This window comes from Adonisia turfae CCMR0081, from assembly GCF_011009555.1.
Lineage (GTDB): Bacteria > Cyanobacteriota > Cyanobacteriia > Phormidesmidales > Phormidesmidaceae > Leptothoe > Leptothoe turfae.
In genome coordinates this window covers 5,451,035-5,467,737 of sequence record NZ_QXHD01000004.1, presented here as the reverse complement: position 1 = coordinate 5,467,737, position 16,703 = coordinate 5,451,035, and the positions used below count along the sequence as shown (strand labels likewise).

Sequence of the window (16,703 nt, the reverse complement as noted above, 5' to 3'; positions counted from 1 at the left end):
TGACTACTCAGCAGCATCCATCAGCTTCTGACAGGACGGATGAATTCCTCCTTGCACACAAATGTAGTTTAACTGGCGCACATCAATGTTACGCACACGGCTAAAGTTAACTCCCTGTAGAGAGTTAGCTGTATTTAACTGAGCATTAGGCGTAATAAAACTACCTGTCACTCTAGTGCCATCATCAAAGATAGCTCCCGCTAAATCAGCATCCGCCAAATTCACACCCGTTAACCTGGCTTGTCTAAGATCGGCATCACGCAAATTAGCCTGGCGTAAATCAGCCCGTTCAAAATTTACACCATCTAGTTGGGCACCGTGAAAGTCAGCACTAACCAAATTAGCCTGCTCAAAATTAGCCCCAATTAAATTGGCACCCACCCAGTCTGATTGGGGCAATATTGCCTTGGTCCAACTGCTGTGGGCCGCTTCAAGACGATTAAGTCTTGCTCGACTTAAATCTGCACCATCCAACATACCCTGGGTCATATCAGCACCCACTAAATTGCTTCCCTGCCATTGACTATCAGGCGCATTCACATGCATCAGTTGGGCATTGGTTAATTGGGCACCTTCTAAATTGCCGTAAGCTAAATTGACATCCCTCAGATCAGCTCGCCTAAAATTGGCACTACTCAATTGAGCACCTTGCAAATTAGCATGTTCTAGCCGAGCACCACTCAGATTGATACCGCTTAAGTCGCTGATGATGTCATCGTAAGAATCAGCTTTACCATCAGGCCCTTCATCAAAGAAACTAGCTCTAGCTAAGTTTGCCTGGCTTAAATTTGCATTCTGCCAACTGGTACCTGCTGCTAACAGCCCAGGTTGAATCAGGCGAAACGAGCGCTCTGAATCATGATATTTTCCCAAGTTAACCCGGTCTAAACGAATACCGTCTAACTCATCGCTGTGCACAGTGAGTATTTTTGCGATCGCACCCTGCACCATATGACGCTGCTCCAATCGCAGCGACCGAGTCTCAGTGTCCAGCGACTGCTGAAGATCATTTTCCAGCACACGTCCCAGAGACAGCAAAGGAGGCAAACTCTCTAGACCTTGACTGATCAAGGCCTGCTGAACCGTCGCCAATGTTGTTGGCCGTGAGGTTTGACTCAATAGATCCGTTAAGTATTGAGCAGTACGGGGGTCATCTACCTGAGCCAACATTAAGATAGCCGCATCATAATCTGCACCCTCCGCTTGCGTTTTGTCCATCAGAGCCTGAGCTGTCTGTAAAAACGCGTCACTCTCAGCCTGAATCTGGGATGATTGCCCAACACGACCAACACTAAATCCAGCTAAACACGCCAGCACCATGCCACTTGACCACAGCCACCATGCCCTCTTACCTGATAACAATTGACTTGGCGGCAGCAGAACTAAGCTACCGCCACTCTGCTCAGAACGAGGGGGCAAAACAAGCGATGTTAAATCACCTGCATCCTCGGTCAGCCACCATTCATCATCATTCGCAGTCTCCCCATAAAGCTGAATCGCACTGTTGACCATGCCATTGCCTACAACGCCGTTATTTTCAATGCCATTGCTTTGCGAAGATGAGGTGTAATCACCCATGGGCAATGAATAGAGCAAGGATTCACCAGAAATCGGTAAATACCCAGCATGGGACTTTGTCACTCGGGTCTTAGCGACACGATCATGCCACGCCCGCTTATCAAGAGCTAAGGTTGTTCCACCTTCAGCCATGGCTAACAGAATAACGATGAATAGCAGCATCCAGGGTGCCGCTGAAACCCCTGTTAACAGGGTGCCGCCAACAACAATCACCATCGGCAGCCCCCAACGCACCAGCTCACGTGTAACCACCTGTAGCAAAGTGAGCGATCCACCCGTTATGGAAATCACCTGAATCCCCAACCATTGCTTAGGCCATGTGCGCCCAGTGAGACGTAGCTGCACCAACTGTCCCCCAGCCGTAATGACAGGGGCAATCAACGCAACAGTCCACAAAATATTTGTTAGCCGAGGTACCGTTCGATGCAATCGGTGTGGTGGTATTTGAGCAATCCAGGCCCATCCCTGCTGAGCATGTTTGACCAAAAGATTTAGCTCAACCCGCAAAGCGCCTGAGTCAGCAGCAGGCGGCATAAAAGATTCTTCAACACTGCCTTCGATAGGAAGCATGTTGCGATCCATCAGGACATAATGCCCTGCCCCCCAAGGCACTAAGGCACTCATGGCGACCAAGCTCACCTCTAGACTCCAAGCCACTAAGCGCCTGCCGACCAATGTCGCTGACCGCAGTTTTGGGACAAGCACAATTGAGTTCTGAGCCTTCATGGTTTGCTGAGTCATCTAGCAATCTGGATGTATCTAATACTTTGAGGTGAGCGTTCTAAGCCAATTACGCCAGACCTGGCAACTGTCACCATTGAATGAATCGTATGACTTATATAATACAAGCCATACAACAATTCCACTTTGTTAACTATTGGCAAACTGGCACATATGCAATAACGTTAGCTATATCTCACCACTAGTATTGAGATATACATTCCTCAGGAGTGTGATTCAGTTAAAGACCTAGTGTTCTCGTAAGGCTACCCCATAAGTTGCCGAGGTGCTATCGATGAAAAATATTGCCACAAAAAACATAGCTTCTTTGCTCATTGCTGCCACTGTGGTTGCTGCACCCACCGCTGCTGTTTATGGTCAATCAGCAACGGAAATCACCGGCACTAGCGGTGGTAACCAATCATCCACAGATTGCGGCTTTATTCCCGCTCAACCTGATCATTCTTTCAACATCACCGAGTCAGCTGCTTCAGTATCCATTGAAGTATCTGGTGACAATGATTACACATTGCTCATGGTGGGTCCCGACGACTCACGGGAGTGCATCCTAGCCCACGATTTTGATGGCGGTGCAATCAAATCTCGCGGACTATATAAGACCGGTAATTACCGTCTGTATGTCGGCGATCTCGATGGTAATGGTGCTCCGTTTACGATGACCGTTCAGCGATAACTTCCCATCGTCGCAAATATTATGTCTATGACCATGGCCCGCTGATAGATTTCCATCAGTGGGCCATTACATGTTTGGCTGGAGATCCTAGACATTTATTATTGCCTATTGATTATGGATCCGCAGGTGGCAAAATCTCTACATCCACAGTTTTGACGCTGTCTGTAGAGTCATTATCAGCATTGGCGGCATCAACATTAATCACATCAACATCAATCGTACCCTCAGGGGTCATCCTGGAAAAAGCACCATTACTGACCTGTAGCTGTACACCGCAACTCGGACAGGAAAGTGGCATTTTGTTAAACCCAGTCAACGGTTGAGAACAGGATGGACATGCTCCTTCCACTAAATTACGTCGTAGCCAGAACTGAACACCCACCACCAAAACAATAGGTACCAGAATCAGCAGCAAGAGCAGAACGAGCAAAGACTTGAATAACCAGCCAACACCAACAGTTGTGATCAGTGCCAAACCAGCCGCAAACATTAACCAACATCCAATGCCAGAAAAGTTGAGCTGTAACTGTCTAAAACCGTTGGGAGCCATATTGCCGCCTCCTATGGTGCTGGGATCTATATTCTATAGTGTCTACCCCTTTGCATTGGCTGATTAGTTTGTCGGGATACTGCTACTTGATTGATTGAGGTCTTTGACGTTGGGCTTAGGATCACCCTCTAAAAGATGCTGTAGCTGCTGAATCAACGCCGTCTTGCTAAACTGTGCTAACGTTTGTTCCCGCAACCAAGGACCGTCGCAACGACGATCATCTCCTTGTAACGCTTCTATACAAGCAACTGCTACAGCATCAGGATCGCGATGGGGGACACGCCATCCTAAACGACCATCTTGCAGGGGATCAGCAGAACCGTCATCATCACCAGAAATAACTGGAATACCACAGGCCATGGCTTCTAGATAAACAATGCCAAACCCTTCTTGGGAGGGCATAACATAGACGTCTGCCAGGCGATAGTGCTCCACTAGCTCCTCATTAGGAACAAAGCCTGCAAAGACAACTCGATCCGCCACCCCTAAATCGTTTGCTAGCTGAGCTAACCGAGGCTGATCATCACCACGACCAATCACTAAATATTTCACATTCGGATAGACGTTTGCGATCGTAGGCAGTGCCCGTATCGTCACATCCACTCCCTTATAGGGATCACCTCGCCAAAGTCGAGCTACTGTCATTAACACTCGTGTATCGTCCAACCCATAACGCTGCTGTAGTTGCAAGGATGCGATCGCTGGTGTAAAACCTTGACCATCCACTGTACAAGGGAGTATCTCAATGCGCTCAGCTTCTAGGTTATTGGCCTTACAGGCCAAGTCTCGACTATACCGGCTGATTGTCCAAATATGATCGGCCGCTCGCAAAGCATTCCCTTCAGCTAGCCCAAGAGGAAACCAAACTTCTTTTCCATAGGTGAGCACTGTATAAGGCACCCTGGCTAACCAAGCCAACTGACGCGTCATCACTGCCAAGTTAATATGTCCACAAAATAGACGTCGTGGACGCTTAAGTAACAGATGCAGCCCTAAAGCCAACGTAAACCGAATCCGATCGAACATCGGATGCCCTGACTGAAAGCAATGAACTTTAAAGCGCGATGAAAATTCAGAGGGAATACTATTGCGACGATCACGCAACAAAAAAATATCCGCTGTCGCAGGTGAATTAGAGGCTAAATACGCCGTTAAGATATCTTTGATATACGACTGAATTCCACCTTCACAACCAAATACTTCTATAAAAACGAATGTATCTTTTGCCCATATCCTGCGAGCTAATTGCATGTGCAAAGCTCCATTTTTATATATTACTTAGAACACCCATCACCTAATGATGAGACAACAAAATAGCTTCAGATGAGTGAATTCCTCAGCAAATTTAATGAGTTATTTAAAAGCTTTAAACCTTACGAAGGCGTTGAACATTTAACAATTCGGAGGCAATTACGCCCTAAATCATTACGCTCGTAGTTTACATCGGCCAATCGCCGCATCAAAAACCAACCATAGCCACCTACCGTGAGTGTCCCCGGTTTTCGTTCTGGCAATTTATCGGGGTCAAACGGTTGACCCATATCCCATACTTGGACTTCTAATTTTTCTTGCCAGAGAAATAAATCTATTTCAATAGGTGTATCCGCAGGTAAGCCCTTGTGTGCATGCCTAACGGCATTGGTAAAACCTTCCGCCAAGGCCAAATTTACTTGATCAAAAACAGCCTCAAGCCATGGCAGTTGTGACGCAGAACAAAAACGATCAAACCACTGCTGAACTTGAGTTAGGTCTTCTAGCTTACTTTGAACTATCAACTGATCTTGCTTTAACATGTCCGACTAACCGGCACGTTCGCACCAATAGTTTGCCCGAAATCAACTAAAAAATCGATAGATAAGCCTAGGAGAGTAGATGTCTTAGCTGTATCTTGACACATTAAAAAGCTTCTTGAAAATTCGCAAATACACAGCGAAAATTCAAGAAGCTAATGTTAATGACCTAAGACAGAGAAATCAACGCCTAGAACAAACCTAGAGTTAAAGACTTATCGATAGGTAGAGCTGCACCAATGCCTAACCAAAGAGTGGCTAGGGTACCAAACAAGAACACTGCTGTCGCAACCGGACGACGGAATGGATTCTGGAACTTATTAACGTTTTCAATGAAAGGAACAAGCATCAGACCAAGGGGAATCGCTGTTTGCAAAGCAATTCCTAGAAGCTTGTTAGGTACAATTCGTAGAATCTGGAATGCAGGATAGAGATACCACTCAGGAAGAATCTCAAGGGGTGTAGCGAAAGGATTAGCAGGCTCACCTACAAGAGCAGGATCTAAAACCGCTAAAGCTACGCAGCATGCAATGCTACCCAAGATTACTACGGGAAAAATGTATAGCAAATCATTGGGCCAAGCAGGTTCACCATAATAATTGTGACCCATACCCTGCTTCAGCTTCTCTCTAAGTTGAGGATCACTGAGGTCAGGCTTCTTAATCGTTGCCATAGCTCAAATCGTCTCCTAATTTACCTCTGAACAGAATGCGCAACTTGGTAGAAATAGCTTAACCCTGAATCAAGCTTGAGGCCACATTTGGCCAAGAACTCAAACATTTAGCCACAATCGGAGAGCAGCTAAGCGCTGACCAAGGTCAAGCTACTAATCCCTTACAAGGGACCAGAAATACCTTGCTTACGAATCATCAAAAAGTGAGTCAACATAAACACGGCCATCAGCCAAGGCAACACAAATGTGTGAAGGCTGTAGAAACGAGTCAGAGTTGACTGACCAACGCTCTCGCCACCGCGAATAAACTCAACCATCAAACCACCCACAACAGGAATCGCACTAGGTACACCAGATACGATCTTTACAGCCCAGTAACCAACCTGGTCCCAAGGCAAAGAATAACCTGTCACACCAAAGGAAACAGTGATAGTGGCCATGATGACACCAGTCACCCAAGTTAATTCACGGGGATTTTTGAAACCGCCAGTGAGGTAAACCCGAAAAACGTGGAGAATCATCATCAACACCATCATGCTGGCAGACCAGCGGTGGATGGAGCGAATCAACCAACCAAAACTAACATCAGTCATTAAGTACTGAACTGAATTAAACGCTTCTACTACAGTTGGCTTGTAGTAAAAGGTCATTGCGAAGCCAGTCGCAAACTGAATGATGAAGCAAACGAGGGTGATACCGCCAAGGCAATAGAAGATATTGACGTGAGGCGGTACATACTTACTGGAGATATCATCGGCGAGAGCCTGAATCTCAAGGCGCTCATTAAACCACTGGTAGGCCTTAGAGTCGGTGACTTGCTTAGTAAACATGAAGCGCGGATATAAAATTAGATCTATGCCGTTACTAAAAAATGTAACACAACCAACCTTTAGAAACCGCCTATCTTGAAACTTTCAAGCTATGTAGCGACCATCGACTAGCTGTTGTAACTGGCTCTAGACGAGGAAATGGGCAAAGATATTCTCTCGTTGCGACGGGCTCAAAAGCAAGTTGCATTTGCTTAGGGTTATTTACAAAACTTAATCATTTACCAGCGAACATACAGATGTCCATGAATTCCTGTCATGGAAGATGGGAGGAACACAGTATTCTGAGGAAGCCGCTATGCTGCTAAAAGGGACGATTAATGCTGCCCTAGGAGCTTAACAATAGAATTTCCTTTTCAGTTAAGCAACGGTATTGTTTGAGCTGTGGTGAAGAATGAGAAAAACTGGGCTGCTGCATGTAGTTCTTTTAAGAGGCATCTGTGCGATCTGTATCGCAATAGTTCTGAGTTTCGGGGTTGCGCCTCTACCAGCACTTGCTTTTACAGAGCAACAGAAGCTGGTTATGGAAGTTTGGCGCATCGTCAATCGGGCCTATTTAGATGAGACCTTTAACCATCAGAATTGGTGGTTTACCCGTGAGAAAGCTCTGAAGCGTCCAATTAATAACTGGGAAGATGCCTACAAAGAAGCGCAGTCGATGCTCCAGAAATTAGATGACCCTTACACCCGCTTCTTACCCCCTGAGCAATATCAAAGCTTACAGACCAATACCTCTGGAGAGCTATTGGGTGTCGGTTTACAGATCGCCAAGGACGATGAAAACCAGAACTTGCGCGTGATTGCTCCCATCGTTGGCTCTCCTGCTGAACGGGCGGGGTTATCACCGAGGGATGAAATTATTGCTATCAATGGCATATCAACCCAATCATTTTCCCTTGATGAGGCAGCCGCACGCATGCGGGGACCAGCGGGGACTATTGTCACCTTAAAGATTGAACGTTCTGGCGTTACATCCTTCGAGGTGAACCTAACTCGTGAGCGCATTAATCTGAATCCCGTTTTCTCAGAATTACGTTTTGAACAAGGCAATCAAGTTGGCTATATTCGTTTGGGACAGTTTAACGGTAATGCCGTTGAAGATATCCGAGCCGCAATCACCCGCCTAGAGCAGCAACAGGCTAATGGCTACATTCTGGACTTACGGAATAATCCAGGTGGTCTATTGCAAGCAGGTATTGATATTGCCAGACTCTGGTTGGATGAGGGCACAATTGTTTATACCGTTAACCGCCAAGGGATATTGGAAAGCTTTGAAGCTGGGGCTGGAGCTATGACTCAAAAACCGCTGATCTTACTGGTCAATGGAGGCACCGCCAGTGCCAGTGAAATCTTAGCGGGAGCGCTTCAAGATAATCATCGAGCCCTGTTAGTAGGGGAAACTACATTTGGCAAAGGTCTGATTCAGTCTTTATTTGATTTGAGCCATGGGTCTGGGCTAGCTGTGACGGTGGCAAAATATGAGACCCCTGACCATCACGATATTAATAAGCTAGGGATTACCCCCGACCGCACAGTGACTAACGAGCCGATCACCCCAGATCAAGTTGCCACAACCAAGGATGTTCAATATAAAGCGGCTGTTGAAACGTTAATGGAATCGATCATGCCATCCTTAACCTAAGACCGTGCCGCTCAAAACCCGTACGTATCATGATCCGCTCCATGGCGCTATCACTCTCGATAGGGCTGACCCGGTAGAAGCATTATTGATTGAGCTGATCGATACGTCACCTTTTCAGCGGCTGCGACGCATCCGGCAACTTGGGCCTGCTAGCCTCACATTTCACGGTGCAGAAAGTTCACGGTTCACCCATTCGCTGGGGGTTATGGCCATTGCCCGCCGTGCATTTGACCGACTGGCAGCTATCTATCCAGAGTTGATGGTTCATCGCGCAGCAGTTTTGTGCGCAGCGTTGCTCCATGATGTCGGCCATGGTCCGTTTAGTCATACGACGGAGGAAGTGTTTGGCGGTCACCATGAGCATTGGACGCGACGCATTCTGAAACAGGCTCCAGAGGTGCGTAGGCGCTTGGATGAGTTCTCACCCAAGTTACGTTGCGACATTGATGCAATTTATCAGCACCAGCATCCCGTACCTTGTGTGTGGCAGTTAGTGTCGAGTCAGTTGGATTGCGATCGCATCGACTACCTGATGCGTGACAGCTATTTTACGGGAGCGTCCTATGGCCAGCTAGATCTTGACCGCATCATTTTAGCTCTAGACTACGATCCAGCCAGTCAGCAGCTAATTGTGGTTAAAAAGGGTCTAGGGGCAATCGAACACTACCTGGTGGTGCGCTACTTTATGTACGCCCATATCTATAATCACCCCAAAAATTTAGTCGCCACTTGGGTTTTAGAGCAGACAATTAGGCGGGCTAAAGCCCTCCTAACCACAGGCACCCTGGAAGCAGACAACACTATGACTGCCTGGTTAAGCTGTGACGTTGATGAGCTGCCCCTAGAGCAGTATTTAGCCCAAGACGACTATGTGTTGTCCTACCACCTACAGCGTTGGCAAACCCACAAGGACCTGATCCTGGCCGACCTCTGTCAACAATTTGTGAATCGTCGACTGCCCAAAGCGACGGAAATTAGCCAATACACCTATGCACAACAGGCAGAAATATTATCGATAGCACGGCATCAGGTCTACGGTACCGTACCAGACCCTAAAATCTATTTGAGTCTGCACCACATCAGTAATCGAGGCTATACCCTTTATCAGCGGGGGATTAAACTGAAAACCGCTGAAGGATTGGTCGCTATTAGTCAGCTGTCGCCCCTGGTACAAACCCTAATTCAGCCTTGCCAACGCACCTGGTTACTGCATCCAGCAGATCTACCTGTGGATGACATTTTGGAGACGTTTAAACCGGTGATTGGGGGTAGTGGGGAGGAGTGATAGTTTTTAGTTCTGGGTTATTCGTTCACGGCCTGCATCTTGTTTTCCTTCATGGTGTTTACTGTGGTCTAACGACCATTCACTAAGGGATAGCAACCAAGAACTCACTAAAGTAGTACCTGACTCTTCGCCAATTCTTGCAAATCTAAACCAGCTAATTTGTTGTAGGCATCATCGATAAACTGCTTACCGCGAAGGAAACCAATATTAGCTCCTGGACAGATATAGCTCAGGGTTTGAGGGGTAAATTTATCTAGCAGTCGCTGCACATGCTTGAGCTGACGGGGCCAATGAAAGGTTTTGGAAACCCGGAGCGGGGTAGCACCGCCCTGGCGCGTTGGTAGGACATGACGCCCGCTAAACAGAATGCCACCTTGGTCTGCATTGTAAAGACATGCGGATCCGGGAGAATGACCGGGAGTCCAAAGGAGTTTATGACGAGGTGTCAGCGTTAGCTCGTGATGAAATGTGCGAGTTTCTATCTGGGGAAGTAGGTAAGCCTCTTGCTCCTGTAGGACAACATCACAGCCAAATTGAGATTGCCAATCACGGACATGGCTACTGCCGCCACGGTGAGTAATGACCAACCACTGTAGCCCCCCTTGCTCAGCAATAAAGTTCAAGTTTGTATCTGTCAAAGCGGGACAGTCCACTAGAATGTTGCTTCTTGCGACAGAGTTGCTGTCTGGCGTCGGCGCATACGTGATCAAATAAGCTGTACCCCCTAAGGTTTCACGGTTGGGTGGAAACGCGTAAACATTAGTATCCGCGCCAAATACCGACCGGGGTAGCTTTGTGTTCGATCGAGCTGTTTCGCTAGTTGTAGGGCTGTTGTCCAAGTTTATTGTTGAAGTAGACACCAAAAGCTCCCAAAAAAGCCATCATCTCTCACCCTAGGGCCCTGCCTGGTATGGTAATTCAGAGTCCTGGTAAGGGGGCGGATTGTGGGTTTATGACATTTGTACTGTTATCGATATTACTGGGAATCTTGACCTACTTGGTCATTCGTCGAGGCGTAGCGACTATGACACGCTCCCCAGTTTGGCTATTGTGGCTGATTATTATGACACCCATTTTAGCTCTGACAGCCTGGGTTCTAAAGCATGGCAGATATGCCCCACCTAATATTTTCATACTAGGCCTATTTATTGTTTGCCCCCTGATATACATGTGGGTAGTCCTATTGGGTCGACGTCCATCGGCACAGCGCCCATCAACACTACCGCCTCATCGACCAGCACCAGCACCGCCAATGCTCATGGAACGAGAGGAAGAAGAGCGTTTGAGGTCATGTTTTCCGTGGTCTATTTATTTTTTACAGAAGATTGAACATCGCCAACAGATGATGATCTGCCATGGGCGACTGAAAGCGACACCAGCCGTTGCCCATAGCACTGTGCAGCAAAATGTGCGATCGCAATTTGGCCATCAGTTCTTGGTGGTTTTGCAGGAAGAACGTAATGGTGATCCTGTCTTCACCCTGGTCCCTAATCGAGAACCCGCCAATTCATCAAAAGACAGCGGCTGGCGGCTCTCGATTCTACTGTTTATTTTGACCCTGGGCACCACCACATTGGCAGGGTTGCTGCTAGTGGGCGATCTATCTATTCCAGAGCTGCTATCGCAGCCAGCGCTGTTGGTTAAAGGCCTGGGCTATAGCCTCGCGGTGATGATGATTTTGGCCGTGCGAGAACTGGCCCACTATGCCATGGCTCGCCGTCACCATATTCCAGCTTCCGCACCATTCTTTATTCCAGTCCCCTATTTTCTCGGCACCATTGGCGCTTTTGTGCGGATCAAAGCACCCGCCCCCAACCGTCGCGCTCTATTTGACTTGGGCGTAGCAGGCCCGCTGGCTGGATTTCTGGTCAGCCTACCCATCGTAATTTGGGGGTTAGCCCACTCACAGATGGTCGAGTTAACCGAGGAATCAGGTCTGTTTAACTTTCAGTCCTTAGACCCAAAGGGTTCAATCTTGCTGGTGCTGCTGAGTAAGTTAGCGTTGGGTAGTGATTTTCAGATAGATACGGCTCTTTATCTGCATTCGGTTGCGATCGCAGGCTGTTTAGGCTTGGTATTAACGGCTCTCAACTTAATGCCTGTAGGCCAGTTAGATGGTGGCCACATTGTCCATGCCATGTATGGTCGCTGGAGTGGAGCTGCCATTGGCAACATTACTCGAATCTTGGTAGCCGCCATGGCATTTATCCAACCCGCCTACTTACTGTGGGCACTGCTACTCATATTTATGTCTAGCCGAGACGAACCAGCGCTTGACGATGTCAGCGAACTCAATGGCGTGCGCGATGCCTTAGGTCTCATAGCCATGGTGATTTTAGTACTGATTGTGCTGCCAATGCCTCAGACCATCAGTGAGCACCTCCTGTAAAGCTGATGCCAGCATGCAAATGAAGCCGTTAAAAAAAATTAGCTAATCCTAGCTTGCAGGAGAACACCACAGATTGGGGGCTTTCAACGTAAAGAACACTTATCCATAAGTTCATGATGGATTTCCGTACATCACGGCACTACGGCTGTAAACGTAACAAGTGCAATCAAACGTAACAAGTGCAATCAATTGACCCAGCCCCGATGCCATCATCTTCCCCAGCACCTAAACCGACAGCAAATTTTTTCACATCAGCTTTGCTGCTATTTGGCGGTAGCTTTGGCGGTACTCACCTAACCGCTTTGGTCGCTCCTTATTCTCAATGGAGTGGCGTTGTCGGTTTTCTCATGTTCCCAATTGCCTTTATGACCGGTATGCAGATGTGGCCTTGGATAGATCGTCGCGTAGAACGTATTCGTTCAATCCCAAATCGAGTTAGAAAGATCAAACCGATTGCATCTCGCCGCTCCAAGGGGATCATCGGCCCATGGAGTTTTGTCATTACATCTATAGCGACGTCTATTTTGTCCGGTCTAATTCTCACCCCACCCGCCATGCAAATTGTGGTTGACCCAGGGTACAGAGTATTGATTACTGCGGGAGCAATATACGGAATCATCTGCTGGATACTGATTCAACTCGGCTACCTACAGCAGGCTAATGTGTACCCCAAGGATTCATAATACAAATCCTGGCAATCCCCGATATTGCAGGGCAATCAGGGATGGTAAGGCAATCCCCGATTGCCCCTACGGGATGGCTTATTTCTAATCGAGTTTACTGGATTCGGATTGGGTATAGGTTCTTAGTCCAGCTAATTCTGGTCAGACCGGGGCAACAGCAGTACAGATTTAACCGGTCGCTGGATAGTTTGACCGTTTTGATCGAGACGTCCGTAATAGGTTTGAGCCAAACCATCAGCCGTCATCCCTGGCCATGCCACATGTAACGATGATGAGCTTCCCCCATCTAGATTCAACGCTTTCTCAACCTTCCAGATGGCCATAATATCGGCTAGCTCCGCTAAGGTCATCCCGCCACCTGGTTCTATCTGTGCCACCATCACCCAAACGACAGTGCCGTCTTGCTGGATACCAACGGCACTACGGGCATTACGCTGCTGAGTACCGATGGCATCACGCATTAATCGACCATCAGCATAGTCCGTAAATCCTTCGGCTTGAGCAGTATCCGGGAAAAGCTGTGGCCCTGCGCCAAGGGAGCTGTGCAACACGCAGGCTTTAGGAAGCGAGGCATTGTGGAACGTAATGTCATAGCGAATATCACCACCACAGTCATAGCGGCGAAACTCAGAGCGGTTAAGAATTTGCTCCATATAAACCGCCAGATCAGGGTTATCCATTAACCGTCGATTATTGCGAGGATCTGCAGCTAGAGTGCTGTCTACGGTAATGAAGGAAGTGGTTTGAGCATTCTGAGGGTCAAAAAAACCACCATTGATCACAGCCCATGCTTCGGTGTCAGCGGCGAACGTTTCCACCGTTTTCAACGACTCACTCACAGCCACCTCCACCGGATAGTCAGGTGGAATAGTCACCACATGGAAACGGGCTATGGGCGCATTATCATCAGGCCAGTTTTGTATGATGAGTTCGGGTTGCAAAATTGCTAAACGCTCTGATATCTGAGGGGGTGCGATCGGTTCTTGCGGTGCCGCACACTGGGTCAGACTGCATAGCGACAGCACCATGGATAGCTTTAATCCTAACCCCTGTTTTTTATCCAGCTGCATTGCGAACACGCTCACTGTAATCATCAGGTCGCAGCTGTCGAAACCCTTGAAAAGCTAGCTGACGCAGGCCTGCGGGAAGATAGGACAACACCTTACCCACCTTCGCCTTCATAGACAGGGGACCCTGGGCAGCCAGTTCTTGCATCAGCTGACGCCCACGTTGGGTTTCTCCTTTTTCAATCAGCCTCATGGCGAGAACTTGCTTAAGACCGTCGAGCTTAGACCGACGGATTATTTCTAATTTAGGACGGTCAGTAAAGCGATAACTTTCTAAACAAAAAAGCTTAGCGGAGAGAAAATGAATATCCTGTTTCAAACTGGTTTGCCCCCCATGAAAACGGTATTCCATCAGTCGCTCAGGGATAAAGTAGCCGATTTTACCGATGGTCGCTAGCCGCACCAATAAGTCAAAGTCCTCGCAACCATCAGCCTCAAAGCGCATAAAGTCCACTTCACTGAGGCAATCTCGACGAAAAAGCGTAGATCCTACCTGCAAACTTTGGTGAACAAAGGTTTCTGTGAGTATGTCATCGATGATGGCCTCTGTCAGCCGATCTTTACCCCATTTAGCAGAGTTAGCTGCTGTTGCGACTTCGTCTCGCTGATTGCAGGCATTGATCACCCAGTGATCGGTACAGACAAAATCCACACTGGGCTGGCTTTCCATCACCGCAACCGTGCGTTCTAAAAAGGTGGGGGTGAGGGCATCATCATCATCAAATTTAATGAAATAGTCTCCTTGGGCCGCTTCATAACCTGAACGCATGTTACGACTGCGTTTGATATTTTGTGGATGGCGAATATAACGAATACGCGGGTCATGCCACTGAGCCACCACCTCAGCCGTATTATCGGAGGAGGCATCATCACAGATGATAAGCTCAAAGTCGCAATAGGTTTGATTCAGGACGCTGGTGACAGCATAGGGCAAGATTTTGGCCCGGTTGTAGGTGGGGATACAAACACTAACTTTAGACACGACGGTATAGGTTTGATATAGGAGTTACAGATAGCGATTGCTGATGTAGGGGATGAACCGGTTTAGACCCCTTGCTATTTGACGGTAGCTCACAACTCAAGCCCTCTCGAGGATCAGCAAGGCCATAGATATATTGGCTAGTTTACTGACCCGTGAGCCCACTTAATGTCAGTAAGGATTACATAAAGATGCTCTACACCTTATGTATTGGTTTGTGTGAACTGCCAGAATTGGTTCAGTTTATGGGCTCAGTTTATAAATGAGCAGTCCCAAAGGAACGAGCAGTCTATGTTAATTCTCGACACATTGGTGGCAAAACTACCTGTAGATGTCGCTATAGATTAGTTGAGAACCAATGCCCCAAGCTTTTATGGTTGCCAACGAAATACCTGCCCAACCCAGTCCATTTTTGCCAACGGTTTCAGTGATTGTGCCCATTTACAATGGCGAAACCGATTTACCAGGTTTGATTGAGTGTCTACTAGGACAAACCTATCCGGCAGATCGGGTGGAATATTTGTTGGTGGATAATGGTAGTTGCGATCGCACCCCCGATATTCTCAAAGACGCCGTCACCCAGGCAGAATCCATCGAAATCTCCCTCAGGCATCTCAGTGAGACTGAAATCCAAAGTGCCTACGCCGCCCGCAACACCGGCATCCGTGCAGCAACCGGGGAGATTTTAGCCTTTACCGATGCCGACTGTTATCCTGCGGCCACCTGGCTCGAAAACTTAGTGCAGGGATTTAAAGACAGCGCTGTTGGTCTTTGTGTCGGAGAAATCACGGCTCTACCTGGCAATACCTGGCTCGAACGCTACGCCGAGCGCAAGAACATCATGTCGCAGCAGGACACCCTCAACCACTCGTTTTGTCCCTATGGTCAAACAGCCAATATTGCTGTGCGAGCCTGTGCATTTGAAAAAATCGGATTATTTCGCCCGTATATGACCACTGGGGGGGACGCCGATATTTGCTGGCGACTACAGCGAGATGGAGGTTGGCAACTGCACTATGCCAAAACTGCTGTAGTACAGCATCATCACCGTACCACCCTGAAAGAGCTGCGCAAACAATGGTATCGCTATGGACGCTCTAATCGATACCTGAACCAGATCCACGGCATTAAGCTCACTCGTCCATTAATGGCCCACGAGGTCCGTTACTCCTTAGCTCGTTGGGTCGCCAAGGAACTTCCTGTAGGTTTAGTGAAACTAATTACAGGTAAAGCCGATCTGATCGACTTAGCCATGACTCCCATTGGACTGTACTGCTTCCATGCTCGCACCCTAGGTCAGCGAGAGTCGAAACTGCCAGACAATGCTGAGGAAATTGCCTGGTTGAAAAGTGATTAGGTTATTAGGTCCTGATTATTAGTTCTTAGGTTTGAATTTTGAATGTTGGATCATTATTTGTCTTGATTTCCCTCAAGAAGGGACCGTCACGAGGACCTCATAACTTAATAACTTCAAAACTCAAAATTCCCCATTACTCAATCCCTAACCCCAATGCGTCTGCTCGTCCTTTCCCTTAACACCTTTCCCTATCCCCCCAGTCACGGTGCGGCTGAGGTTCGTACATTTAATTTACTCAGGCAAATTGGACCGCTACATGACATTACCCTAGTAGCCCATAAGACCCAGAATGCCACTGCAGAAAACATTCATACCTTGAAAACATGGGTCAAGGACATCAAACTATTTCCAGTGCCTGATAAAAAAGATCCTGGTCAGGATCGAAATCCGCTGAAGCAGGCTCTGCGTCTGGCTCAGTTTTTCATTACCGGCACACCGCCCAGCGTCACGTTTCGGTTTTCGCCAGAGG

15 protein-coding genes and 1 pseudogene are annotated in these 16,703 nt (G+C 47.8%); 7 read left to right on the top strand and 9 right to left on the bottom strand.

Going from position 1 to position 16,703, the window contains the following annotated elements:
* Positions 1–3: 3 nt before the first annotated feature.
* Entirely contained in the window at positions 4–2,319 is a 2,316-nt protein-coding gene (locus DXZ20_RS27225; protein WP_163702227.1) for a pentapeptide repeat-containing protein, read from the bottom strand.
* A 274-nt stretch (positions 2,320–2,593) separates the two neighbouring features.
* Here DXZ20_RS27225 and DXZ20_RS27220 point away from each other — a divergent pair, with 274 nt between their 5' ends.
* Positions 2,594–2,992, top strand: a complete 399-nt coding sequence (locus DXZ20_RS27220; RefSeq protein ID WP_006518083.1) for a hypothetical protein — start codon at positions 2,594–2,596, stop codon at positions 2,990–2,992.
* 112 nt (positions 2,993–3,104) lie between these two features.
* On the opposite strand, the gene DXZ20_RS27215 is transcribed toward DXZ20_RS27220, so the two are convergent.
* From DXZ20_RS27215 to petB, 5 genes are all read right to left on the bottom strand, one after another.
* On the bottom strand, positions 3,105–3,542 hold the full coding sequence (locus DXZ20_RS27215) for a hypothetical protein (protein ID WP_163660520.1): 438 nt from the start codon (positions 3,540–3,542) through the stop codon (positions 3,105–3,107).
* 63 nt (positions 3,543–3,605) lie between these two features.
* Positions 3,606–4,793 (bottom strand): glycosyltransferase family 4 protein, encoded by a 1,188-nt coding sequence (locus DXZ20_RS27210; RefSeq protein ID WP_163702224.1) that lies wholly within the window; start codon positions 4,791–4,793, stop codon positions 3,606–3,608.
* 122 nt (positions 4,794–4,915) lie between these two features.
* Positions 4,916–5,335 (bottom strand): ATP-binding protein, encoded by a 420-nt coding sequence (locus DXZ20_RS27205; RefSeq protein ID WP_006518086.1) that lies wholly within the window; start codon positions 5,333–5,335, stop codon positions 4,916–4,918.
* Between the two features lie 187 nt (positions 5,336–5,522).
* On the bottom strand, positions 5,523–6,005 hold the full coding sequence (petD, locus tag DXZ20_RS27200) for a cytochrome b6-f complex subunit IV (protein ID WP_163660524.1): 483 nt from the start codon (positions 6,003–6,005) through the stop codon (positions 5,523–5,525).
* Between the two features lie 161 nt (positions 6,006–6,166).
* Positions 6,167–6,835: a cytochrome b6 gene (petB, locus tag DXZ20_RS27195; protein WP_163660526.1), complete on the bottom strand. Its 669-nt coding sequence runs from the start codon at positions 6,833–6,835 to the stop codon at positions 6,167–6,169.
* A gap of 391 nt (positions 6,836–7,226) precedes the next feature.
* Here petB and ctpA point away from each other — a divergent pair, with 391 nt between their 5' ends.
* A complete protein-coding gene (gene ctpA / locus DXZ20_RS27190) occupies positions 7,227–8,474 on the top strand; it encodes a carboxyl-terminal processing protease CtpA (protein WP_163702222.1) in 1,248 nt (415 codons plus the stop codon).
* A 4-nt stretch (positions 8,475–8,478) separates the two neighbouring features.
* On the top strand, positions 8,479–9,759 hold the full coding sequence (locus DXZ20_RS27185) for an HD domain-containing protein (protein WP_163702220.1): 1,281 nt from the start codon (positions 8,479–8,481) through the stop codon (positions 9,757–9,759).
* 107 nt (positions 9,760–9,866) lie between these two features.
* Here the strand turns inward: DXZ20_RS27185 and DXZ20_RS27180 are convergent, their stop codons facing one another.
* A complete protein-coding gene (locus tag DXZ20_RS27180) occupies positions 9,867–10,619 on the bottom strand; it encodes an MBL fold metallo-hydrolase (protein WP_163702218.1) in 753 nt (250 codons plus the stop codon).
* 164 nt (positions 10,620–10,783) lie between these two features.
* Between DXZ20_RS27180 and DXZ20_RS27175 the strand changes: the two genes are divergently transcribed.
* Both DXZ20_RS27175 and DXZ20_RS27170 read left to right on the top strand, forming a co-directional pair.
* Entirely contained in the window at positions 10,784–12,148 is a 1,365-nt protein-coding gene (locus DXZ20_RS27175; protein WP_348917888.1) for a site-2 protease family protein, read from the top strand.
* Positions 12,149–12,351: 203 nt separating this feature from the next.
* Positions 12,352–12,831 carry a hypothetical protein gene (locus DXZ20_RS27170; RefSeq protein ID WP_163660536.1) on the top strand — a complete coding sequence of 160 codons (480 nt, stop codon included), beginning with the start codon at positions 12,352–12,354 and terminating at the stop codon, positions 12,829–12,831.
* 131 nt (positions 12,832–12,962) lie between these two features.
* On the opposite strand, the gene DXZ20_RS27165 is transcribed toward DXZ20_RS27170, so the two are convergent.
* Positions 12,963–13,901 carry a phosphodiester glycosidase family protein gene (locus DXZ20_RS27165; protein WP_250564706.1) on the bottom strand — a complete coding sequence of 313 codons (939 nt, stop codon included), beginning with the start codon at positions 13,899–13,901 and terminating at the stop codon, positions 12,963–12,965.
* Positions 13,888–14,880 carry a glycosyltransferase gene (locus tag DXZ20_RS27160; RefSeq protein WP_163702216.1) on the bottom strand — a complete coding sequence of 331 codons (993 nt, stop codon included), beginning with the start codon at positions 14,878–14,880 and terminating at the stop codon, positions 13,888–13,890. The genes DXZ20_RS27165 and DXZ20_RS27160 overlap by 14 nt, the downstream gene beginning before the upstream one ends.
* A 355-nt stretch (positions 14,881–15,235) precedes the next feature.
* Between DXZ20_RS27160 and DXZ20_RS27155 the strand changes: the two genes are divergently transcribed.
* Together DXZ20_RS27155 and DXZ20_RS27150 are read left to right on the top strand one after the other, a co-directional pair.
* Entirely contained in the window at positions 15,236–16,234 is a 999-nt protein-coding gene (locus DXZ20_RS27155; RefSeq protein WP_250564707.1) for a glycosyltransferase family 2 protein, read from the top strand.
* Positions 16,235–16,387: 153 nt separating this feature from the next.
* A pseudogene (locus tag DXZ20_RS27150) lies at positions 16,388–16,703 on the top strand (glycosyl transferase family 1); the annotation flags it as partial.